The sequence below is a fragment of the Burkholderia ubonensis genome, from assembly GCF_902833085.1.
GTDB classification, from domain to species: domain Bacteria; phylum Pseudomonadota; class Gammaproteobacteria; order Burkholderiales; family Burkholderiaceae; genus Burkholderia; species Burkholderia ubonensis.
The window spans coordinates 415694-437581 of record NZ_CADFEB010000006.1 but is presented as its reverse complement, the minus strand read 5'-3'; the positions used below and the strand labels follow the sequence as shown (position 1 = coordinate 437581).

19 protein-coding genes are annotated in these 21888 nt (G+C 67.2%); 12 read left to right on the top strand and 7 right to left on the bottom strand.

The window, feature by feature from the left end; all coding sequences use genetic code 11:
- The first annotated feature begins 278 nt into the window (after window positions 1–278).
- Window positions 279–1922 (top strand): S10 family peptidase, encoded by a 1644-nt coding sequence (locus HWX31_RS19105; protein ID WP_415494063.1) that lies wholly within the window; start codon window positions 279–281, stop codon window positions 1920–1922.
- Window positions 1923–2006: 84 nt separating this feature from the next.
- Here the strand turns inward: HWX31_RS19105 and HWX31_RS19100 are convergent, their stop codons facing one another.
- The gene (locus HWX31_RS19100; protein ID WP_059613544.1) at window positions 2007–2258 is read right to left on the bottom strand and encodes a hypothetical protein; all 252 of its coding nucleotides are present in this window, start codon (window positions 2256–2258) and stop codon (window positions 2007–2009) included.
- Window positions 2259–2562: 304 nt separating this feature from the next.
- Here HWX31_RS19100 and HWX31_RS19095 point away from each other — a divergent pair, with 304 nt between their 5' ends.
- A complete protein-coding gene (locus HWX31_RS19095) occupies window positions 2563–3441 on the top strand; it encodes a MipA/OmpV family protein (protein WP_174960336.1) in 879 nt (292 codons plus the stop codon).
- Between the two features lie 54 nt (window positions 3442–3495).
- On the opposite strand, the gene HWX31_RS19090 is transcribed toward HWX31_RS19095, so the two are convergent.
- Window positions 3496–3858 (bottom strand): DUF3175 domain-containing protein, encoded by a 363-nt coding sequence (locus HWX31_RS19090; protein ID WP_174960334.1) that lies wholly within the window; start codon window positions 3856–3858, stop codon window positions 3496–3498.
- 208 nt (window positions 3859–4066) lie between these two features.
- Between HWX31_RS19090 and HWX31_RS19085 the strand changes: the two genes are divergently transcribed.
- Both HWX31_RS19085 and HWX31_RS19080 read left to right on the top strand, forming a co-directional pair.
- Window positions 4067–5806 (top strand): VRR-NUC domain-containing protein, encoded by a 1740-nt coding sequence (locus HWX31_RS19085; protein WP_174960332.1) that lies wholly within the window; start codon window positions 4067–4069, stop codon window positions 5804–5806.
- Window positions 5803–8103, top strand: a complete 2301-nt coding sequence (locus HWX31_RS19080) for an ATP-dependent DNA helicase (protein ID WP_174960330.1) — start codon at window positions 5803–5805, stop codon at window positions 8101–8103. The genes HWX31_RS19085 and HWX31_RS19080 overlap by 4 nt, the downstream gene beginning before the upstream one ends.
- Window positions 8104–8121: 18 nt before the next feature.
- On the opposite strand, the gene HWX31_RS19075 is transcribed toward HWX31_RS19080, so the two are convergent.
- The 3 genes from HWX31_RS19075 to shiA form a co-directional block, all read right to left on the bottom strand.
- Window positions 8122–8892: an IclR family transcriptional regulator domain-containing protein gene (locus tag HWX31_RS19075; protein ID WP_174960328.1), complete on the bottom strand. Its 771-nt coding sequence runs from the start codon at window positions 8890–8892 to the stop codon at window positions 8122–8124.
- A gap of 25 nt (window positions 8893–8917) precedes the next feature.
- Window positions 8918–10219 (bottom strand): UDP-N-acetylglucosamine 1-carboxyvinyltransferase, encoded by a 1302-nt coding sequence (locus tag HWX31_RS19070; RefSeq protein WP_174960326.1) that lies wholly within the window; start codon window positions 10217–10219, stop codon window positions 8918–8920.
- Between the two features lie 188 nt (window positions 10220–10407).
- Window positions 10408–11715: a shikimate transporter gene (gene shiA, locus HWX31_RS19065; RefSeq protein ID WP_174960324.1), complete on the bottom strand. Its 1308-nt coding sequence runs from the start codon at window positions 11713–11715 to the stop codon at window positions 10408–10410.
- A 360-nt stretch (window positions 11716–12075) separates the two neighbouring features.
- Between shiA and HWX31_RS19060 the strand changes: the two genes are divergently transcribed.
- The 7 genes from HWX31_RS19060 to HWX31_RS19030 all read left to right on the top strand — a co-directional run bounded on the left by HWX31_RS19060 (window position 12076) and on the right by HWX31_RS19030 (window position 17060).
- The gene (locus tag HWX31_RS19060; protein WP_174960322.1) at window positions 12076–13203 is read left to right on the top strand and encodes a 4-hydroxyphenylpyruvate dioxygenase family protein; all 1128 of its coding nucleotides are present in this window, start codon (window positions 12076–12078) and stop codon (window positions 13201–13203) included.
- Between the two features lie 218 nt (window positions 13204–13421).
- Window positions 13422–13658: a FitA-like ribbon-helix-helix domain-containing protein gene (locus tag HWX31_RS19055; protein ID WP_174960320.1), complete on the top strand. Its 237-nt coding sequence runs from the start codon at window positions 13422–13424 to the stop codon at window positions 13656–13658.
- Window positions 13645–14061, top strand: coding sequence for a type II toxin-antitoxin system VapC family toxin (locus HWX31_RS19050; RefSeq protein ID WP_059613565.1), 417 nt, complete (start codon window positions 13645–13647; stop codon window positions 14059–14061). Before HWX31_RS19055 ends, HWX31_RS19050 begins: the two co-directional genes overlap by 14 nt.
- 256 nt (window positions 14062–14317) lie before the next feature.
- On the top strand, window positions 14318–14521 hold the full coding sequence (locus HWX31_RS19045; RefSeq protein ID WP_010089472.1) for a cold-shock protein: 204 nt from the start codon (window positions 14318–14320) through the stop codon (window positions 14519–14521).
- A gap of 536 nt (window positions 14522–15057) precedes the next feature.
- On the top strand, window positions 15058–15324 hold the full coding sequence (gene infA, locus HWX31_RS19040; protein ID WP_010089473.1) for a translation initiation factor IF-1: 267 nt from the start codon (window positions 15058–15060) through the stop codon (window positions 15322–15324).
- Window positions 15325–15576: 252 nt separating this feature from the next.
- A complete protein-coding gene (locus tag HWX31_RS19035) occupies window positions 15577–16824 on the top strand; it encodes an alkaline phosphatase family protein (RefSeq protein ID WP_174960318.1) in 1248 nt (415 codons plus the stop codon).
- Window positions 16821–17060, top strand: coding sequence for a hypothetical protein (locus HWX31_RS19030; RefSeq protein WP_174960316.1), 240 nt, complete (start codon window positions 16821–16823; stop codon window positions 17058–17060). The genes HWX31_RS19035 and HWX31_RS19030 overlap by 4 nt, the downstream gene beginning before the upstream one ends.
- 143 nt (window positions 17061–17203) lie before the next feature.
- On the opposite strand, the gene HWX31_RS19025 is transcribed toward HWX31_RS19030, so the two are convergent.
- Complete coding sequence (locus HWX31_RS19025; RefSeq protein WP_174960314.1) at window positions 17204–17449, bottom strand: hypothetical protein; 246 nt, start codon at window positions 17447–17449, stop codon at window positions 17204–17206.
- A 754-nt stretch (window positions 17450–18203) separates the two neighbouring features.
- Here HWX31_RS19025 and HWX31_RS19020 point away from each other — a divergent pair.
- Window positions 18204–20069 (top strand): phosphoenolpyruvate carboxykinase (GTP), encoded by a 1866-nt coding sequence (locus HWX31_RS19020; protein ID WP_174960312.1) that lies wholly within the window; start codon window positions 18204–18206, stop codon window positions 20067–20069.
- Window positions 20070–20172: 103 nt separating this feature from the next.
- Here the strand turns inward: HWX31_RS19020 and HWX31_RS19015 are convergent, their stop codons facing one another.
- Window positions 20173–21852 carry an acid phosphatase gene (locus HWX31_RS19015; RefSeq protein ID WP_174960310.1) on the bottom strand — a complete coding sequence of 560 codons (1680 nt, stop codon included), beginning with the start codon at window positions 21850–21852 and terminating at the stop codon, window positions 20173–20175.
- Between the last annotated feature and the right edge of the window lie 36 nt (window positions 21853–21888).

Genomic DNA, 21888 nt, shown 5'->3' with positions numbered 1-21888 from the left:
ATGGAAAAGCTCCTTGGAAACAACCGGCAAATTCCTATACTTCGCGATATTCACCGGTCGCAGCGATGGTCAACCGATCGCTGGAGGCGGCACATGGACACGGCTTCCAGAGAAGCACCAATCTTCGCAAACGAGGACGCGGAACGCGCGACGCATGCGAGCGCGCATTGCGTTCCTGATGCATCGGATTTCCACAATCATCTTCGCATCGCTCCAACCATTTCCCATCGCGGCTGACGCACAAAACCATTGACACGACGGTGTCGAAGCCGCGGGGCGTGTTCGACTCAAACCGAAGAAGGAGGTCAGCGATGAATGCAACAACAAGGAATGGTGCTGCACCCGATCAACCGCTCATCGACACAACGCCATACGGATACGGTCCGCACGATTCAATCAGCGACGTCACCGAAATTGCCGCGATTACGCATCACACGTTGAATATCAATGGAAGGTCGATTGACTATACGGCGCGAGCGGGCCACCTTGTCACGACCAACGCCTACAGCTCACAGCCTGCGGCAAAACTGTTCTATGTCGCGTTCACCGTCGATCAATCGACGCCATCCACGCGCCCGGTCACGTTTTTCTATAACGGCGGCCCCGGATCATCGTCGGTTTTCCTGCTGCTGGGGTCGTTCGGCCCGAGGCGGATCAGGACGAGCATGCCGAACTTCACGCCCCCGTCTCCGTATGCGCTGGAAGACAACGCGGACAGTTTGCTCGAGCAGACCGATCTGGTGTTCATCGACCCGGTCGGCACGGGTTACTCGACCGCGGTCGCGCCTCACACCAACAAGGATTTCTGGGGCGTGGACAAGGACGCCGGCTGCATCAAGCAATTCATCAAGCGCTACCTGACGGTTTTCAACCGCTGGAACTCTCCGAAGTATCTGTTCGGGGAATCTTACGGAACGCCGCGCACCAGCGTGCTCACGTGGATGCTGCATGAAGACGGCGTGGACCTGAACGGGATCGTTCTGCAGTCCTCGATTCTCGATTATTCGCAGGCGGGCAACGCGGTCGGCGTCCTCCCGACGTTTGCGGCCGACGCATGGTTCCACAAGAAAGTCACGGTGTCCCCCGTGCCGGCCGATCTGCCGGAATTCATGAACACGGTGACGGCGTTCGCGAGCGGTCCGTATGCGGACGCATTGGCCGCTTATCCCGCTTTCGATGAAGGAACGCTGCGGTATCTGAGCGAGATCCTCGGCATCCCGTCGACGGTCCTCAAGTACTGGCAGCTCAATCCTTCGACGGGAAACGGTGCGTCGTTCCTGACGAGTCTGCTGCTGGACGCGGGGCTGGCGGTCGGCGCCTATGACGGGCGCGTCACCGGGATCGACACCGGCATCGCCCAGTTCGTCGCGCCGAATTCGGGCGGCAACGATCCGACGATGACCGCCGTGAGCGGTGTGTACACCGCCATGTGGAACGTGTATCTCAACGACGAATTGCAGTACACGTCGGTCGCGCCCTTCATGGACCTGAACGACAAGGCGTTCGCCAATTGGGATTTCAGTCATATCGACCCGACCGGCGCGGAAAGAGGGGGGAGCGGAAGTCTCTACACGGCGGGCGACCTGGCCGCCGCGATGTCCGTCAATCCCTACCTGAGGGTGTTTTCGGCAAACGGGTATTACGACTCGGTGACGCCGTTCTTCCAGACCTTGATCACCTTCCAGGGCATGCCGCTCGCCAACGCGCAGATCGACAGCAACCTGACGGTTCGCAACTATCCGTCAGGGCACATGATCTACCTCGACAATGCATCGAGAACCGCGATGAAGGCAGATCTTGCGTCGTTCTATGGGGCGGCGCAAGCGCATGCCACGGCATTGATGGAAGCCGGCGCGCCCGCGAGGGCGGCAATCGAGGGCGGTGCGCGATATCGCAGGCGTTCGACCCGCACGCCGTACTGAGTCTCTGACGGAAGCCCGCGCGCGGACGCTCGACCGCAGCGCCCGCCGCGGCGGCTTGCGTGCCGCGCCCGTGCAATCGCCGCGTCAGCCCTTGTCGTGCGGTTTCGAAGGCGTGTGCGGCGTGCGCTTTTCATGTTCGCCGGACGGCTTCGACGGATCGATGCGGGAAGCGCCGCCGATCGCGGGCGGATCGCTGGCGGGAAACGTTTCTTCGAGCCCTTCGTCGATGCGTTCTTCGGTCTTGTCCGCGGGCGGCTTGCGCTGCGACGCGAGCAGGCGGGACAGGCCGGCGGTCGTCAATACGGTGCTGCGGCTGCCGGTGGGATGGACGATCATGGTCGAACCTCCTTCGGTCGATGGACGAATGTTCGCAGGCATCATGCCGAGCCTTCGTCGCAGCGCCGACGCCCAGCCGCGCGGATCGTGACGAAAGCCTCCACACAAAGTCTACGTTACCGGGCGGACCTCTGCTGCGGCGCATGAAAGCCGCGCGGAAAAACCTGCGCCGAAGTGCACGCAGCGCATCGGCAGTTCACGAATTCAGCGTACACTGCATTTCATGCATGCCGCCTGCGGCTTGCCGGTACGGCAAGCGGTGCGCGGCGTTCCCCGGTTTTCATGCAGCCGTCGGATACCGCCTATGGTCATCGCTCGCCAGTTGCTGTCGCCCGGCGCATGCCGGTTCCTTTCCGGTGTGTCGACGGTCGCGGCGCTCATGGCGGCCGGCCCGCAAGCCGCACGCGCGCAGACGCCGTCGCCGCTCGGCGAGTGGCAGTTCTCGGCCGGCGTGCCGCTGATGAAGCTGTTCGAGCCGAACCCGCCGGACTGGGAAGTCAGTGTCGGCGCCGGGATGACGCTGGAGCCGCGCTACGCGGGCGCCGATCGCTATCACGTGCTCGGCGGGCCGAACGTCGACGTGCGCTATCGCGACCTGTTCTTCCTGTCGACCGGCGAGGGCATCGGCGCGAACGTGCTGCGCGGCCCCAACTGGCGCGTCAGCCTGTCGGTGGGCTACGACCTCGGGCGCCGCAGCGCGGACGACCTCGACCACCTGAGCGGCTTCGACAACATCAATCCGGCGCCGGTGCTCAAGCTGTCGGCCGATTACGTGATCTCGAAGGACTTTCCGCTCGTGCTGCGCGCGGACGTGCGGCGCAGCGTCGGCGGCTCGAACGGCTGGGTCGGCGACCTGTCCGCGTACATGCCGATGCCCGGCAGCAACGAGCACTTCTTCTGGTTCGCGGGGCCGACCGTCTCGTTTGCCGACGCGCGCTACATGAACAGCTGGTTCGGCGTCAGCGATGCGGCCGCGGCGCGTTCCGGGCTGCCGCGCTATTCGTCGGGGGCGGGAATCCGGTCGGTCGGCGCGGGCGTGACGATGGTCTGGTTCGTGAACAAGCACTGGTTCCTGACGATGGACGGCGCGCTCGAGCAGCTCGTCGGGCGCGCGGCGCGCAGCCCGGTCACGCAGCAGACGACCAACGGCGTGCTCGATCTGTCGGTCAATTACCAGTTCTGAACTGTGAAGGCGGCGGGAAGGCGATCGGTGCTTTACACAAGCGCTGGACGCGCGTCACGACCCGCGGCCGAACGCTTCGCGCAGCTTCTGCTTCGCGCGTTCGAGCGTGTCGCGACGATCTTGCGGCAGATGCGCGCCTGCCCGGTTGATGTAGAAGTTGAGCATCGACATCGCGGACTGATACGGCGTGCCCTTGCGGCGCGTGCTGCGCTCCGCCGCGCGTTTCAGCGCCTGCGCGATGTCCTCGGGATCGTCGTGCGAGAACGTGCCCGGTTCGAGATCGAGCGCGTCGCTGTGCTCGGTCACGCGTTGCGACCAGCGCTGCGCGGCCGACGGCGCGGTAGTGTCGCGGGCAGGGCGCCGTGTCGCGGAACGGCCGTCTTCACGGGAACTGACAGGCGGACGGCGGGTAGTCATCGCGAACTCCTTCGGCGCGACGCGCCGATGTGCGCCGGACGATCCGCGTGCTTCTCGGGGGCACCGGCCGAAGCACGTGGGCCGTGGCGCCGTGTGACGCTTTCGATTGTGCGCGCGTGCGAGCGGACGAGGCAACCGCGCTGCACCCGCCGCCGGTTTCACATTTGCTATGATTCCGACCTGTACAAACGTACAGTGACCGATCTCCGTGACGCCATCTTCGCCGCCTCCGCCGGCGTTTTACTACCTGACCAATTTCGAACGTGCGCTGACCTGGCTCGGCGAGCGCTACGACGACGTGCTCGACGACAGTGAGCGGGCATTCCTGCAGGCCTTCCCGTTGCTGCCGCAGGCGTCGCGCGCGCTGCTCGTGCGGATGCTGATGCGCAACGGCCCGGATTTCCGCGCGAGCAAGCTCGCCTACGACGAGATCGGCTGTCCGCTCGCGGCGGCCGCGCCGCTCGTCGCGGCGGGCTGGGTCGATCCGGCCCCGGCGCTGACGCTCGATGAAATCTTTGCGTTGTGCACCAAGGCGGAACTGCTGCGGATGTTTCCATCGCTCGGCGCCCATGCGGGCGAGCGCAAGAGCGAATGGCTCGACCGGCTGCGGCTCGCGCACGACTTGGCCCAGCCGTTCGACGTGTGGTTTTCTGGGGCCGGCCAACCGGGGGCCGGCCAACCGGGGTCCGGCCAATCGCCGCGCGACGACCACGTGCTGCGCGTGACCGTCGGCGCGCTGTGCGACCGGCTGCGGCTGATGTTCTTCGGCAATCTCCATCAGGACTGGAGCGAATTCGTGCTCGCCGATCTCGGCGTGTTCCAGTACGAAAGCGTGCCGTTCGCACCGTCCTCGCGCGCGTTCCAGCGGCGCGGCGACGTCGACGCGTATCTCGCGCTGCACGCGTGCCGCGATGCGCTCGACGCGTGGCCCGACGACGCGCCGCTCGAAGCGCTCGTCGACGCAATCGGCATGGTCGCCTGCGGGCAGCCGTGGCTCGAGACGCGCCGCGCGAAGCTGCTGTTCGCGGTAGGCCAGGCCGGCGAACGCCGCGGCGCATGGCCGCTCGCGCTCGACGCGTACACGCGCAGCGCGTGGCCCGGCAGCCGCCACCGGCGAATCCGCGTGCTGGAGCGCAGCGGATGCGACGACGACGCGCTCGCGCTGGCCCTCGACGCGCGGGCCGCATTCGAGAGCGACGAGGAACGCCAGCGCGTCGAACGAATGCTGCCGCGCCTGCAGCGCCGTGCCGGCCGAGCGGTCGAGCGCGCGCCCGCCGCGCCGGACGTGCCGCGCGACACGCTGGTGCTGGCGCGCCCCGACGCGCTCGTCAGCGTCGAATACGCAGTGCGCGACCATCTCGCGCAACCCGGCGCACCGGTCCATTACGTCGAGAACACGCTGATCAACTCGCTGTTCGGCCTGCTGTGCTGGGAGCCCGTGTTCGCCGCCGTGCCGGGCGCGTTCTTCCACCCGTTCCAGCGCGGGCCGGCCGACCTGCATGCACCCGATTTCGCCGCGCGCCGCGCGGGCGCGTTCGCCGCGTGCTTCGCGCAGCTCGATTCCGGCGCGTACCGGGAAACGATCCGCCGCCATTACGCGACGAAGCTGGGCCTGCAGTCGCCGTTCGTGTTCTGGGGCGTGCTGAGCCCGGAATTGCTCGACGAGGCGCTCGCGTGCCTGCCCCCCGCGCATCTGCGGCTCTGGTTCGCGCGCCTGCTCGCCGACATCCGCAGCAACCGCTCGGGGCTGCCCGATCTCGTCCGTTTCTGGCCCGCCGAGCGGCGCTACGAGCTGATCGAGGTAAAGGGGCCCGGCGACCGCCTGCAGGACAACCAGACGCGCTGGCTCGGCTACTGCATCGGCCACGGGATGCCGGTGCGCGTCGTCGACGTCGAATGGGCGGGCGACGTCGTCGTGCCCGCCGCCGCCGCGGGGCACTGCGCATGACCTACGTCGTCGCGGTGCGGGCGATGTGCGAGTTCACCGCGCGGCGCGGCGATCTCGATCTGCGCTTCACGCCCGCGCCGACCGCGCTCGAAGGCATCGCGGGGCACGGCGCGGTGACGTCGCGCCGCGGCGCCCGCTACGAGACCGAGATTGCGCTGACGGGCACGTGGGGGACGCTGACCGTGCGCGGCCGCGCGGACGGCTACGATCCGGCGGCGAACCGCCTCGAGGAAATCAAGACTTACCGCGGCAACCTCGACGCGATGCCCGCCAATCATCGCGCGCTGCACTGGGCGCAGGCGAAGGTGTATGCGCACCTGCTGTGCGACGCGCGCGAATTGCCGGAGATCACGGTCGCGCTCGTGTATTTCGACATCGTGTCCGAGCGCGAGACCGTGCTGAGCGAGACGCTGGCGGCCGACGCGCTCGCGGCGTTCTTCGCCGAGCAGTGCGCGTGCTTCGTCGGCTGGGCCGAACGCGAAACCGCGCACCGCGCCGCGCGCGACGCGGCGCTGCGCGCGCTGCAGTTTCCGCACGGGCAGTTCCGCAGCGGGCAGCGCGAGCTGGCAGTCGCCGTCTATCGCGCGGCGCGCGACGAACGCTGCCTGATCGCGCAGGCGCCGACCGGCATCGGCAAGACGCTCGGCACGGTGTTTCCTCTGCTGAAGGCGTGCGGCGAGGATCAGCTCGACCGCGTGTTCTTCCTGACCGCGAAGACGCCGGGCCGCGCGCTCGCGCTCGACGCGGCCAAGACGCTCGGCGCCGGCACGCCGGCGCTGCCGTTGCGCGTGCTGGAGCTCGTCGCGCGCGACAAGGCGTGCGAGCACCCGGACAACGCGTGCCACGGCGAATCGTGCCCGCTCGCGCGCGGCTTCTACGACCGGCTTGCCGCCGCGCGCGACGCGGCGATCGGCAACGGGCTGCTCGACCGCGAAACGGTGCGCGCGGCCGCGCTCGCGCACGACGTCTGCCCGTACTACCTCGCGCAGGAACTGGCGCGCTGGTCGGACATGGTGGTCGGCGACTACAACTACTACTACGACGGCAGCGCGATGCTGCACGTGCTTGCGCAGCAGAACCAGTGGCGGATCGGCGTGCTCGTCGACGAAGCGCACAACCTGCTCGACCGCGCGCGCAAGATGTACAGCGGATCGCTCGACCCGTTCGCGTTCGCGGCCGCGCGCGACGCGGCGCCGGCCGCGCTGCGCAAGGCGTTCGAGCGGCTCGGCCGCGCCTGGGGCGCGCTGAATCGCGCGCAGCAGACGCGCTACGCGGCGTATCCCGACATCCCCGGTTCGCTCGTGTCGGCCGTGCAGAACCTCGTCGCGGCGATCGGCGAGCACCTGGCCGACGCGCCGCGCGCGAACGACGACGCGTTGCTGCGGTTTCATTTCGACGCGATCCAGTTCGGCGCGCTGGCGGACGCGTTCGACGACGCGTCGATCTTCGATGTCACGCTGCACGGCGAGCCGACGCCGCGGCAGCCGGGGCTCGACGGCGTGGCGCCGGCGGGCCGGCGGCGCCGTGCGCAATCGACGCTGTGCGTGCGCAACGTGATCCCGGCCGGCTTCCTCGCGCCGCGCTTCTCGGCCGCTCGCGCAACCGTGCTGTTTTCCGGGACGCTGCGCCCGTTCCACTTTTATCGCGACACGCTCGGGCTGCCCGCCGACACCGGCTGGCTCGACGTCGACGGGCCGTTCCGCGCCGAGCAGCTGACCGTGCGCGTCGCGAGCCACGTGTCGACGCGCTGGCGCGACCGCGACCGGTCGCTCGTGCCGATCGCCGACCTGATCGCCACGCAGTACGCGGCGCGCCCCGGCAACTACCTGAGCTTCCTGAGCAGCTTCGATTACCTGCAGCGCGTCGTCGCGCTGATGCAGGAGCGTCATCCGGACGTGCCCGTCTGGGCGCAGGCGCCCGGCATGGCCGAAGCCGAACGCGATGCGTTCCTCGCGCGTTTCGACGCGAGCGGGCGCGGGGTCGGCTTCGCGGTGCTGGGCGGGGCGTTCTCGGAAGGGGTGGATCTGGCCGGCGAACGGCTGATCGGCGCGTTCATCGCGACGCTCGGCCTGCCGCAGGTCAACGACGTCAACGAGCAGATGCGCCGCGCGATGGACGCGCGCTTCGGCAACGGCTACGACTACATCTATCTGTATCCGGGGCTGCAGAAGGTCGTGCAGGCGGCCGGGCGGGTGATCCGCACCGAGCAGGACGAGGGTGTCGTACACCTGATCGACGACCGCTATCGGCGGCGCGAGGTGCGGGACCTGCTGCCGCGCTGGTGGCGGATCGGTTGAGCATGCGCGGGAGACGGCTCACAGCACGTTGAGCATCGCGAGCGCGGTTTCCTGCAACTGCGGCAGCACGCGCCGCACGGCCGCTTCGGTCGTCTCGGTGCCGATCGGCATGTTGGTGCTCAGCGCGGCGACGACTTCGCCGTGACGGTTCTTCAGCGGCACCGCGATCCCGCGCACGCCGACCTGCAACTGCTGCTCGATCACCGCAAACCCGTCGTCGCGCGCCCGGTCGATCTGTTCGAGCAGGCGCGCGTTGTTGGTGATCGTATGCGGCGTGAACGGCGGCAGCTCGGCGCCGTCGAGCCACGCGCGGACCGCGTCGCGATCGGGATGATGCGCGAGCAGCACGACGCCCGGCGACGTCAGCGGCGCCGGCACGCGCGCGCCGAGCACGAAGCCGGTCGTCATCACGCGCGACACGCCGTTGCGCGCGATGAATATCAGCTCCCACCCGTCGAGCACGCTCACGTATGCGGATTCGTTCAGCGTCGCGCTCAGTTGCTGCAGATACGGCTGGACGGTGCGCGGCAGCCGCGCGGAATCGAAGTACGACCAGCCGACCCGCAGCACGCGGGGCGTCAGGCCGTACAGCTTGCCGTCGGTATAGACGTAGCCGAGCGATTCGAGCGTCAGCAGGTAACGCCGCGCGGCGGTGCGCGTGAGACCGGTGCGGGCGGCGGCCTGGGTCGGCGTCATGCGCGCATGCTGGCTGTCGAACGCTTCGAGGATCATCAGGCCCTTCTCCAGGCCGGCGATCCAGTCGCGCTTGTCGAGTTCGGCCTTTTTCATTTCGCGCGGCGCCGCACGGCTCGCATCATTCGCCGCTCGTCCACTCGACGTTCGCGCCGACCGAACGCAGGTTCTCGACGAAATGCGGATGCGCGCGGCGGATCGGTAGCGCGTTCATGATTTCCGAACGGCCCTCGATGCTCGCGGCGACCATCAGCAGCGCGATCGCGACGCGGATGATGTACGGGCTCTCGACGCGCGCCGGCGTGAGCTTCAGCCCGCCGAACGTGATCAGCCGGTGCGGATCGGACAGCAGCACGTGCGCGCCGAACTTCGACAGTTCGCCCGACCAGCCGAGCGCGCCGTCGTAGACCTTGTTCCAGAACATCGCGCTGCCTTCGGCTTGCACGCCGAGCGCGATGAAGATCGGCAGCAGGTCGACCGGCAGGTACGGCCAAGGCGCCGCTTCGATCTTGGTCAGGATGTTCTGCGTGAACGGCCGGCGCACGCGCAGCGGGCCGTCGCGCTCCGCGCGCGACCAGCCGTCCTGATGCGTGACCTGCACGCCGAACTTCGCGAACGTGCGGTCGATCAGCGGGAAATGCTCGGGCACCGAGTTGCGCACGGCGATGTCGCCGCCCGTGATCGCGCCGAGCGCGAGGAACGTCGCGATTTCGTGGAAATCCTCGGCGAAGCGGAATTCGCCGCCGCCGAGCTTCGCGCCGCCGGTCACGCAGAGCCGCGACGTGCCGATGCCTTCGATTCCGACGCCGAGCATCGCGAGGAACTGCGAAAACTCCTGCACATGCGGTTCGGACGCGGCGTTCATCAGCGTCGACGTGCCGGCCGCGGCGGTCGCGCACAGCGCGAAGTTCTCGGTGGTCGTCACCGACGCGTAGTCGAGCCAGTGGTCGTTGGCCTTCAGCGGGCCGTCCGAGCGCACGATCAGCGAGTCGGGCGTGCGTTCGATCTGCGCGCCGAAGCGTTCGAACACCTCGACGTGCGGATCGATCTCGCGCACGCCGAGCGTGCAGCCCTTCACGTCGTTCTCGAGGCGCGCGACGCCGAAGCGCGCGAGCAGCGGCGGGATCAGCATGATCGACGAGCGCATCGCCTCGGGCAGCCGGTGGACGGCCGGATCGAACGTCGTGTTGCGGTGATGGAGCTCGAGGAGGCCGGTGTCGAAATCGATCGACACGTCGCTGCCGAGCGTGCGGAAGATGTCGAGGATCTTGCGCACGTCGGTGATGTCGGGCACGCCGACGAGCCGCAGCGGCTGGTCGGTGAGCAGGGTGGCGCACAGGATCGGCAGGACGGCGTTCTTGTTCGCGGACGGCTGGATGTCGCCGCGCAGCGGTGTGCCGCCGTGAACGATGAGATTCGACATGATATGGGGGTAGATCGGTGACTGACGTAGCCCCATATGATGCCATCGCTCGGGATGCCGGTGGAAAGTGCCAGCGGGAAAAGGGGAAATCGGGGCAGCGCTTGACAGTGTTTGACGCGGTGAGCTGCAGCTCGCCCGTGCCCGACGTTTGCACGCGGCCGGCCGTCGCAGCGGCCGGCCGCGGACAGTCAGCCCGCCGCCCGCATCCGCGCGGCGACGACCAGCGAGATCAGGCAGCCCGCCGCGAGGTAGCCGGCGACGAGGTGCCACGAGCCGCCCGCGAGGCTCACGAGCCCGACTGCGATGAACGGCGTGAAGCCGCCGCCGACCACGCTTGCGAACTGGTAGCCGACGCCCGCGCCGCTATAGCGGTATTCGGCGCCGAACAGCTCGGTGAAGAGCGGTTGCTGGACGCTCACGACCATGTCGTGCGCGGCGTTCGCGAGCAGGATCGAGAAGATCACGATCCACGCGATCGAACGTGCTTCGAGCGCGACGAAGAACGGCACCGCGGACGCGAGGCCGATCAGCGCGCCGACCAGGTAGATGCGGCGCAGGCCGAAGCGGTCGGCGAGCCACGCGAAGCACGGGATCGTCACGCAGCTCACCGCGCCGACCAGCAGGCCGATGTTCAGGAACAGGTCGCGCGACATGCCGAGATTGGTCGTCGAATAGCTGAGCGCGAACGCGGTGACGATATACATCGTGAACAGTTCGGCGAGACGCAGCGCGACGATCAGCAGGAACGCCTTCGGATGGCGCGTCAGCGCTTCGAGCACCGGCAGGCGGACCTTGCGGTTCGCGTGCTCGACCTTCTCGACGAACTCCTGCGACTCGTCCATGTTCTTGCGCACCCACAGGCCGATCAGCACCAGCACGATGCTGAACACGAACGGCAGGCGCCAGCCCCACGACTTGAACGCCGCCTCGCCGAGCGTGTGGCTCAGGATCGACACGCTGCCGGTCGCCAGCACGAGGCCGACGCCGTAGCCGACCTGCACGCCGCTGCTGTAGAACGCCTTCTTTTTTTGCGGCGCGCTCTCGACGGCCATCAGCGCCGCGCCGCCCCATTCGCCGCCGACCGCGAAGCCCTGGATCGCGCGCATCAGCACCAGCAGCACGGGCGCCCACCAGCCGATCGTCGCGAAGGTCGGCAGCAGGCCGATCGCGACGGTCGACAGGCCCATCATCATCACCGTCAGCACGAGCATCCGCTTGCGGCCGAGCCGGTCGCCGTAGTGGCCGAACACGACGCCGCCGAGCGGCCGGAACAGGAAACCGACGCCGAACGTCGCGAACGCCGCGAGGGTGCCCATCGTCGGGCTGATCTTCGGGAAGAACTCGGAATTGAACACGAGCGCGGCGACGATCCCGTACAGCAGAAAGTCGTACCAGTCGACGACGGCGCCGACGAAGCTGCCGAGTGCGGCCTTGCGGGCCTGGCTGCGCGCCCGGATGGTGCTCGGGGTGTCGACGGTGTCAAAGGCTGGGGTCATGGCGGAGTCTCCTGGCACGGCGCATCATGGAATCGTGGCGGCGCCGCGTCCGATGCTGCATTGAAGGCGTTGGGTGAACGGAGCATAGGGCGCACGTCGCGGCGCGGCAATTGGCTAAACGGCCAAAGTGCGCGATTATCGTTCAAGTTCGTGCGTTAATCGCACGATTTTCGGGTTTGCACTAGGCGGATGCCGTGCAGTCCGTTCGGCCAGGGTGCGCCGCCATGAACGGTTTGGTTAAAATCTGCACCATTGACGACATCGCGTGGAACAGTCGCAGGCCCGGACGCCGCGCACGCCGGGTCGCGCCACGGACCCGGCCCAATACACTATCGACCCCGCTTGCCTTCGGAGACTGGAATGCCTGGCACTCATCCCCCCCTGACCAGCGATACGCCGCCTGTCGAGAACCCGGCCGCCAATCCGCTCGGGATGGCCGGGCTGGAATTCGTCGAATTCGCGGCGCCGGTGCCGGACGCGCTCGCGCAACGCTTCGAGCAGCTCGGGTTCAAGGCGATCGCCCGGCACGTCAGCAAGGCCGTTACGCTGTACCGGCAAGGCCGGATGAATTTCCTGATCAATGCGGAGCCCGATTCGTTCGCCGCGCGCTACGCGGAGGAGTACGGAATGGGCGTATGCGCGATCGGCCTGCGCGTCGCCAACGCGCGGCGCGCGTTCGAGCGGGCGATCACGCTCGGTGCGTGGGCGTTCGAAGGCGAGCGGGTTGGCGTCGGCGAGCTGAAGATTCCGGCGATCCAGGGCATCGGCGATTCGCATCTGTACTTCGTCGACCGCTGGCGCGGCCGGGACGGCCAGCTCGGCGGGGTCGGCGACATCTCGATCTTCGACATCGACTTCCGGCCGATCGACGTCGCCACCGCGCATACCGATCTCGATTTCGCCGGCACCGGGCTGCAGCAGGTCGACCATTTCACGCAGACGGTCGGTGCGGGGCGCATGCAGGAATGGCTGGATTTCTACCACGACCTGCTGCATTTCCGTGAAATCCACGAAATCGACCCGCGCTGGCACGTGTCCGAGGAATCGCGCGTGATGGTGTCGCCGTGCGGCGCGCTGCGGATTCCGGTGTACGAGGAGGGCACGCGGCGCACCGAGCTGATGCACGCCTACCTGCCGGACCATCCGGGCGAGGGCGTGCAGCACGTCGCGCTCGCGACCGACGACATCCTGTCGTGCGTCGACGCGCTGCGCGCGAACGGCGTCGAGTTCATCGAGCCGCCCGCAGGCTACTACGACACGGTCGATGCGCGGCTGCCGGGGCACCATCTCGATCTCGATGCGCTGCGGCGCCGCGCGGTGCTCGTCGACGGCGAAATCGGCGACGACGGCGTGCCGCTGCTGTTCTTCCAGACGTTCGTCAAGCGGCGGCCGGGCGAGATCTTCTTCGAGATCGTCCAGCGGCAGGGACACCACGGGTTCGGGGAAGGGAGCCTGGCGGCACTGGCGCAGGCGCGCGACGCTGGCTAAATGGCCGACTGCCTCGCATCCGGCGCCGCGCCTTACATTACCTGTTAGCAACCAGATGTGACGTGTCCGGCAGACGCGGAATCGGGCCGCTGCACGCGACGTTCCACGACTCGCCGGCGCCAACCGGGGCGATCCGATTTGGGGATTGCGATGATATCAATGCTTGCATCCTGCCGACGAGGCGCTATCATTGATAGCAAACCCGACTGGAGGGATGTATGGCCAATCTACTGGTGCGTAACGTGGATGACAGTATCGTTCAGAGCCTGCGCGAGCAGGCCGCGGCGCACGGCCGGAGTGCAGAGGCCGAGCATCGCGCCATTCTCGCGAGCGCGCTCGCCCGGCCGAAGCGCAAGACCTTCGCGGAAGCGCTGAAGGGCATCCCCGAGGTTGGCGAAGACACGGATTTCGAGCGCGTGCAGGATTCCGGCGAGGCCAGGCATGTTTTTGATTGATACGAACGTCATCAGCGAAATCAGAAAGGGAAAGCGAACCAACGATGGGGTGCGGGCATTCTTTCGGCAAGCCGAAGCCGACGCGAGCGCGCTTTACCTGTCCGTCGTGACGGTGTCCGAGCTGCGGCGCGGCGTCGAGATGATCCGTCATCGCGGCGACGTCCGGCAGGCGTCGACCCTCGAAGCATGGCTGGAGACGCTCCTGTCCGACTATGCGCCGAACATCCTGCCGGTCGATATCGAGATCAGCCAGGTGTGGGGGATGCTGCGCGCGCCCCATCCGGCGCACGAACTGGACAAGCTGATCGCAGCCACCGCGCTGATCAACGACCTGACGGTCGTGACCCGCAACGTCGGCGATTTCGCGAGAACCGGCGTGAGGCTGCTGAATCCGTTCGAGTAGGGGGGCGGCGCAGCGATCCGGCCCGTCTTTGCGGCGCCCGCCGCGGCTGGCCCGGCGACGCCGTGCGACACCACATCGCATCGCAAGAACTTGACGCGGCGACCTGCACCGTGTAGTGTCCGACACCGAAGTCTTCAAGAAGCTCGATTGCTCATCATTGGCCGCTGCCCGCGGCAGTCGTTGGTCTCTCCCTCTTCAATTCTTTGTCCGTTGCCGTCAACAGGCACGACCATTCATTTGTTTTAAGGAAGTATTTATGGATACCGGTACCGTCAAGTGGTTCAACGAAACCAAGGGTTTTGGCTTCATCACGCCCGACAAGGGCGGCGATGACCTGTTCGCGCACTTCTCCGAGATTCGCGGCACGGGTTTCAAGACCCTCGCTGAAAATCAGAAGGTCAGCTACGAAGTGAAGCGCGGCCCGAAGGGCCTGCAGGCATCGAACATCACGCCGCTGTAAAGCCGTATCGGCACCGGCCTCCCGCAGGGGCCCGGTGCCGCAACGGATGCTTCGCGCGGCACCTGCCGCCATGGCGGACGCCGTCGGTTCACGACGGCAATCGCCTCCTTTTCAAGCGTCCAGCGCTCATGGACGCGCACGTATCGCCGGCGAAAGAGTCGGCACGTCGCGATCTTTGCGACGCGCCCATCGTCAGGCGCTCCATTCATCGCGCGCTCGAACGACGCGCAACGCAACACCCCCGCGAAGCGGCAGTCGCATCGCATCGAGACAATCGAAGCAACTCAAGCACGCCGAGGCCATGCCGAAGCCGGCACGGCCTTGATCCTGGCGGCACCCATGGCACCGCCTTCCTGATCGCACCAAGCAGCGACGCGTCGGGCTCCGATCACGAGCCGGATCAACCGCTCGTTTGCATGAACGCATGCGCTCGACATCGAGCCGTACATCGAGCCGTTTTGTCCGCCCCTAGCGAGGGAACAGCGCTCGACGGACCGTTGCAGCTGCGGTCAATCATCTTGTCTGGAGGAATTGGTTTGGCAAAAGAAGAACTGCTGGAATTGGACGGAATCGTGGACGAAGTGCTGCCGGACAGCAAGTATCGCGTCACGCTGGAAAATGGCGTGGTGGTCGGCGCATATGCGTCGGGCCGCATGCGCAAGAACCATATCCGCATTCTCGCGGGCGACCGCGTGACGCTGGAGCTGTCGGTCTACGACCTGACGAAGGGGCGCATCAATTTCCGGCACAAGGATGACCGCTCGCCGGCCAGGCCGCCCCGCAGCGGGCAGCCGCGCCGCTGATCGGCCGCAGCCGGACGGAAGCGGCGGCCGCAATCCGCCGCTTGAATCCGGCTGATGCGGCGGGGAGGCCCGCCGCGTCGCGACGTCGTCACGGTCAAATCCGTGACGGCAAATCGACTGATCTTTACGCGAGTGCCAGCCGAACAGTACACTCGTCGGCACTCCGCGACCGACACGCATTACAACACTTTCAACGATCGGCCACGCAGCCCGGCGAATCCAGCTTTCCCTCGAACGACGGAAGGAGGCTCCATGAGCGCAGACGCAGCGGCCGCATCAACGTCAGTCCAGTCGCCGATCCAGCATGTATTCGTGCTGATGCTGGAGAACCGGTCGTTCGACCATCTGTTCGCGTTGTCGGGCATTCCCGGCATCGTTGCCGCCACACCCGCGAACACCAATACCTACTCCGGCAACGTCTATCCGTTCGGCGGCGGCGCACCCGCGCAGATGCCCACCGATCCCGGTCATGAGTTCACGGATGTCGTCGTACAGCTATGCGGCGCGGGCGTCGAATTCCGGAAGGGCCAGCCGTATCCGCCGATCGATAATTCCGGCTTCGCATCGAACTATGCGACGACGCATACCGAAGGCGCACCGCCGCAGGCCGCCGACGTCGGCAGGATCATGCAGGCGGTCGATACCCGCACCCAGATTCCATCGCTGTACCAACTCGCCACGTCCTTCGTGCTGTGTGACGGCTGGCATGCGTCGATGCCCGGCCCGACCTGGCCGAACCGGTATTTCGTGCACGGCGCGTCGTCGGCGGGCCTCGACCATTCGCCGACCAAGGAGGAAATGGGCGGCTGGGAAGCCGTCGACGGCTTCCCGTACCCGAAAGGCTCGATCTTCGATGCGCTGGGCGACGGCAGCTACCGGCTTTACCAGGACCAGTCAGGGTCGCCGTTCGGACACGTGCCGCAGGTCGCATCGCTCAAGGGCATCAGCTTCTTCGACGTCGACGACCTCGCGCATTTCGAAGCGGATCTCGCGGCCGGCTACACGGCCCGCTACACGTTCATCGAACCGGGCTACGGCGACATCGTGGACGGCACGTACGAGAACGGCACGTCGCAGCATCCGATGGACGGTCTCGCCGGCGGCGATCAGCTCGCGGCACGGGTCTACAACGCGATCCGCAACTCGCCGCTGTGGGAACGCAGCCTGCTCGTGATTCTCTACGACGAACACGGCGGCTTCTACGACTCCGTCAAACCGGGGGCCGCGCCACCGCCGAACGATGGCGCGGCGGCCACGCTGAACGCCAACGGGTTCGGGTTCGACGTGTATGGCGTGCGGGTTCCGGCGATCGTCGTGTCGCCGTGGGTCGCGCGCGGCCACGTCGACCACACCGTGTACGACCACAGTTCGGTGCCCGCGACCGTCGAGCGCCTGTTCGGCCTCCAACCGCTGACCGACCGCGACCGCAACGCGAACGACCTGCTGTCGCTGATCACGTCGACCTGCCGCGCGGATTGCCCGTCGAGGATCGGATCATGACCCATCAAGCCACCCGTCAGGGCCCGCGCGACAACGAACCGCTGCGCGACGGCACGAGCCTGGTTGCCTACCTGCACATCCTGAAGAAAGCGCATGCGGCGCTGGTCGGGCACGACCGGGCGCATCAGCGCTTCGGCGAGGTCGTCACGCACGGTCAGGCAAGGAAATACATCGAGGAGCTGATGCCGCAGTTGCGGCAGGAGCGCGACGTGCACCGGCGACGGCGGCGCGGCTGATCGACCCGGCGGCCGGAGGCGAGCGACGGTGCGCTGCGGCGGCACCGGGACGACAACGCTGCAATGTGCAACCCCGATGCCGCCGTGGCTCCGATCAAATCGATCAGTACGACGAAAGGAAAGGGCGATCCGAAGCGCGACGTTCAAAACCTGCCGCCCGCGCGGCGGCCCGACGGTTCGCCGCCGCGATCAGGCGGCGTATTGTTCTGATCGATCTTCGCGAGCACGAGACCGTGAGTGGAGGGCAGGGTGCCGGGTACGCGAGACACCGTGTGCGCGATCCCGGCCTGCGCCGCGGCGCGTGGTGTACTGAATGACGTAGCGCCCGGTTGAGCAAGCGCCGAAACGGAAACGGCCGCCAGGGCGGCGGCGATCGCGTGCGTGTTCATGGCAACTCCTTTCGCGACGAAACCGCGTAACAACGTATTGAGTCTAGGTCGCGAAACTTAACGCCACGTCGTTGAGTGATGACGCAAGGACCCGCTCAAAAAGCATCCCGTTTCAGCCATTCCTAAGTCGAAACCAGGAGCACGTTGCGAGAAAGGAAACAGTTCTGCGCGCTTCTCACGCGACACGCGCGCACACGTACTACTCCCGATTGCCGTCCGCGCTTTTTTGCGCCGTGACGTGTGGTGGCCGGATGTTTGTGTACGCAACCTAATTCAGGGTTTGCCGCACTGGCGAAAACGTGAATGTGCTCGCGATACCGGCGCGCTCGTCGCGTGCATCCGGCGCGCGCTGGCCTTACCGTATCCGCGTAACCCTTGCGGGGCGGGGCTGTGCCGCGAGCATGGCAATGCAGCGCTCGAATCGCGCCAGTAAGAATTACGCACACGCAACGCTCGTGCCCGCCCGCGGGCGCGTGACTTCCTTGCTGCAACGCAATGCCGACGCGAGTTCGGCGATGGTATGCTGGCCATCATGTAGTTGTACGTCAGGTTGCATGCATGGCGAAACTCGCGTTCGCATATTCCAACGAGACATCCAGCCCTCTCGCCCGCATCACGGCTCAGACACGCGCACCGCTCGCGCGATTCGTCCTGCGCGCCGTGTTCGCGGCAACCTGCCGCCCGATCATCCTCCCCATCTCGCGGGCCCGGCCCGCTTCCCCCATCCTTGCCCAATAATTCTGGAGACAATCTCATGGACCGAAACACCACGGACGAAGCAATGCATGGCGCGAAAATCGCACCGCCGGCCTTCGTCAAGCATCGCGGACTGATCGAATGGGTGACGCGCATCGCTGAGCTCACCGAACCCGAACGCGTCGTATGGTGCGACGGCTCGCAAGCCGAGTACGACGCACTGTGCAACGCGATGGTCGAGCAGGGGACGCTCAAGCGGCTCAATCCCGCGAAGCGTCCCAACTCGTTTCTGGCGCAGTCCGATCCGTCGGACGTCGCGCGGGTCGAAGACCGCACGTTCATCTGCAGCGCGTCGCGCGACGACGCCGGACCGACCAACAACTGGACCGCGCCCGACGAAATGCGCGCGACGCTCGACGGGCTGTTCCGCGGCGCGATGCGCGGCCGCACGCTGTACGTCGTGCCGTTCTCGATGGGCCCGCTCGGCTCGCCGATCGCGCATGTCGGCGTCGAGCTGTCCGACAGCCCGTACGTCGCGGTGAACATGCGGATCATGACGCGCATGGGCCGCGACGTGTACGACGTGCTCGGCGAGGATGGCGAGTTCGTGCCGTGCGTGCACAGCGTGGGCCATCCGCTCGAAGCGGGCCAGAAGGACGTGCCGTGGCCGTGCAACCCGGTCAAGTACATCGTGCACTTCCCGGAAACGCGCGAGATCTGGAGCTTCGGCTCCGGCTACGGCGGCAACGCGCTGCTCGGCAAGAAGTGCTTCGCGCTGCGCATCGCGTCGACGATGGGCCGCGACCAGGGCTGGCTCGCCGAGCACATGCTGATCCTCGGCGTGACGTCGCCGGCCGGCAAGAAGTATCACGTCGCGGCCGCATTCCCGTCGGCCTGCGGCAAGACCAACTTCGCGATGCTGATTCCGCCGAAGGGCTTCGACGGCTGGCAGGTCACGACGATCGGCGACGACATCGCGTGGATCAAACCCGGCCGCGACGGCCGGCTCTACGCGATCAATCCTGAGGCGGGCTTCTTCGGCGTCGCGCCGGGCACCGGCGTGAAGACCAACCCGAACGCGATCTCGACGCTGAAGGAAAACGTGATCTTCACGAACGTCGCGCTGACCGAAGACGGCGACGTGTGGTGGGAGGGGCTGACCGACACGCCGCCCGCGAAGCTCACCGACTGGCAGGGCAACCCGTGGACGCCGGAAATCGGCAAGGAAACCGGGCGCAAGGCCGCGCATCCGAACTCGCGCTTCACGGCGCCGGCCGCGCAATGCCCGTCGATCGACGCGGACTGGGAGGATCCGGCCGGCGTGCCGATCGATGCGTTCATCTTCGGCGGCCGCCGCTCGACGACCGTGCCGCTCGTCACCGAGGCGCGCGACTGGATCGAAGGCGTGTACATGGCCGCGACGATGGGTTCGGAGACGACCGCGGCGGCGGCCGGCCAGCAGGGCGTCGTGCGGCGCGATCCGTTTGCGATGCTGCCGTTCTGCGGCTACAACATGAGCGATTATTTCGGCCACTGGCTGGCGCTGGGCGAACGGCTCGCCGCGAGCGGCGCGACGCTGCCGAAGATCTACTGCGTGAACTGGTTCCGCAAGGGCGAGGACGGCAAGTTCGTGTGGCCGGGCTTCGGCGAGAACATGCGCGTGCTGAAGTGGATGCTCGATCGTCTCGAAGGGCAAGGCGGCGGCGCCGAGCATGCGTTCGGCGTGTCGCCGTCCTACGACGACCTGCACTGGGACGGACTGGACTTCACGCGCGCGCAGTTCGACACGGTCACGTCGATGAATACCGCCGAGTGGCGCGACGAACTGAAGCTGCACGCGGAGCTGTTCGACAAGCTGAAGCTCCGCCTGCCGGCCGCGCTGCTCGATACGATGAAGCGGATCGAACAGCGCATCGGCGCATAACGCACGTCGCGCCGGCTCGTCCGGCGCAATCGCGGACAAGGTCCCGCGTCGGCCACCGGTGCCGACGCGGGATTTTTTTGCGCGCGCGTTCAGTGCACGCGCGTCAGCCGAGATCGAGCGCGTTCGTCAGATCCCCCGGCGGCGTCTGGCCGCGCGCGGCGAACGCCTGGTTGCGCGCAACCACGCCGTCGAGCGGCGCGAGCCCGTGCACCCGGCTGATGAAGCGCAGAATCGAGTTCGTGTCGTACAGCGTATGGTCGACGTAGCCCTTCTTCGCGAACGGCGCGATCACCAGCGCCGGAATCCGCGAGCCCGGCCCCCAGCGGTCGCCGAGCGGCGGCGCGACCGGGTCCCACCAGCCGCCGTTCTCGTCGTGCGTCATGATGATCACCGTGTTCGCCCACTGCGGGCCGCGCCGGATGTGCTCGATCACGGTCGCGATGTGCCGGTCGCCCGAGGCGATGTCCGCGTAGCCCGCATGCATGTTCAGGTTGCCCTGCGGCTTGTAGAACGTGACCGCGGGCAGGCGGCCCGCATCGATGTCCGCGAGCAGGCGGTTGGTCGACGGCTCGTCGCCGAGGCCCGCGTCGCGCAGATGCCGGCGGCGCGCTTCGGTGCCGGGCGCGTACTTGACGAAATAGTTGAACGGCTGGTGGTGATACTGGAAGTCGGGCACGTTGCCGGTGTCGCGATGCTCGAGCGCGTATTGCCATGCACCGCTGTACCACGCCCAGTCGATGCCCTTGTCCGACAGGCGGTCGCCGATCGTCGCGTAGCCCTGCGGCGGCATCACGCGATGGTCGTCCGGATCGGCATACGCGGCGTTGCCTTCCACGGGCGGCGGCACGTAGCTCGGCTGGTACGGCGGTGCCATCGTGTTCACGCCGTAGCCGTCGGGCGTCAGCGCGCCGTCGCTCGCGAACTTCGGCGGGCCGTCGAGCGCGGATGCCGGCGAATCGGCGGCCAGCTTCAGGCGCGTGCCGGTCGGGTCGTCGCCTTCGACCGCCGACAGCAGCTTCGCGGCCTGCGGATGCTTGTGTGCATCCGGATACAGCGGCGGCTGCGCGCCGATCAGGTACATGTGGTTGAGCCACGAGCCGCCGAACACAGCCATGAAGAAGTTGTCGCACAGCGTGTACTGCTGCGCGAGATTCCACAGCCGCAGCGTGTCGGCCGAATTGCGGTAATGCCCCATCACGAGGCCGCCGGAATCGGCCCACGCGACGAACTGGTCGTTGCGGCCCGCGTTGATCTGCATCTGGTTCTGGTAGAAGCGATGCCACAGGTCGCGCGTGATCACGCTGTTCGGCAGCGGCTTGCCGTGCGCGTCGCGGATCAGGAACGGCGCGTTGGGCAGCTTCTGGATGTCCTGCTCGGCGATCATGTAGCGCGTGCCGTCGACTTCCTGCGCCTGCGGCACGAGGCCGCCCCAGATCTTCGGCAGGACCGGCAGCGGGGTCTTGCCGTCGCGGTCGAGCTGGCGCGCCTGCGCGGGCGGCACCGCGGCGAGCGGATGCTGCACGCCGGGGAAATCGCCGTACAGGTTCGCGAAGCTGCGGTTTTCCGCGTAAATCACGACGATGTTGCGCACGTGGTGGCGCAGCGCGTCGTCGAGCCGGAGATCGGCGGCCGAGCGCGGCGGCGTGCCGGCGAGCGGCGAGGTTTCGCAGCCGGTCAGCGCAACGCCGGCAACGCTCGCGCCGAGCGCGGCGATGCCGCCGAGCACGCGGCGGCGGTCGGGATCGTCGGGAAGGTCGTCGGGGCGGGCAGGGGTGTCGTTCACGTCGTGTGCTCCTCGGATGGGCAGATGGATGTTGTC

Coding starts and splice junctions, on each gene's coding strand:
- HWX31_RS19090 (WP_174960334.1), bottom strand. CDS start 3,858: ATGACTACCCGCCGTCCGCCTGTCAGTTCCCGTGAAGACGGCCGTTCC.
- HWX31_RS19060 (WP_174960322.1), top strand. CDS start 12,076: ATGCCTGGCACTCATCCCCCCCTGACCAGCGATACGCCGCCTGTCGAG.
- HWX31_RS19050 (WP_059613565.1), top strand. CDS start 13,645: ATGTTTTTGATTGATACGAACGTCATCAGCGAAATCAGAAAGGGAAAG.
- shiA (WP_174960324.1), bottom strand. CDS start 11,715: ATGACCCCAGCCTTTGACACCGTCGACACCCCGAGCACCATCCGGGCG.
- HWX31_RS19095 (WP_174960336.1), top strand. CDS start 2,563: ATGGTCATCGCTCGCCAGTTGCTGTCGCCCGGCGCATGCCGGTTCCTT.
- HWX31_RS19045 (WP_010089472.1), top strand. CDS start 14,318: ATGGATACCGGTACCGTCAAGTGGTTCAACGAAACCAAGGGTTTTGGC.
- HWX31_RS19070 (WP_174960326.1), bottom strand. CDS start 10,219: ATGTCGAATCTCATCGTTCACGGCGGCACACCGCTGCGCGGCGACATC.
- HWX31_RS19025 (WP_174960314.1), bottom strand. CDS start 17,449: ATGAACACGCACGCGATCGCCGCCGCCCTGGCGGCCGTTTCCGTTTCG.
- HWX31_RS19020 (WP_174960312.1), top strand. CDS start 18,204: ATGGACCGAAACACCACGGACGAAGCAATGCATGGCGCGAAAATCGCA.
- HWX31_RS19075 (WP_174960328.1), bottom strand. CDS start 8,892: ATGAAAAAGGCCGAACTCGACAAGCGCGACTGGATCGCCGGCCTGGAG.
- HWX31_RS19055 (WP_174960320.1), top strand. CDS start 13,422: ATGGCCAATCTACTGGTGCGTAACGTGGATGACAGTATCGTTCAGAGC.
- HWX31_RS19030 (WP_174960316.1), top strand. CDS start 16,821: ATGACCCATCAAGCCACCCGTCAGGGCCCGCGCGACAACGAACCGCTG.
- HWX31_RS19080 (WP_174960330.1), top strand. CDS start 5,803: ATGACCTACGTCGTCGCGGTGCGGGCGATGTGCGAGTTCACCGCGCGG.
- HWX31_RS19100 (WP_059613544.1), bottom strand. CDS start 2,258: ATGATCGTCCATCCCACCGGCAGCCGCAGCACCGTATTGACGACCGCC.
- HWX31_RS19035 (WP_174960318.1), top strand. CDS start 15,577: ATGAGCGCAGACGCAGCGGCCGCATCAACGTCAGTCCAGTCGCCGATC.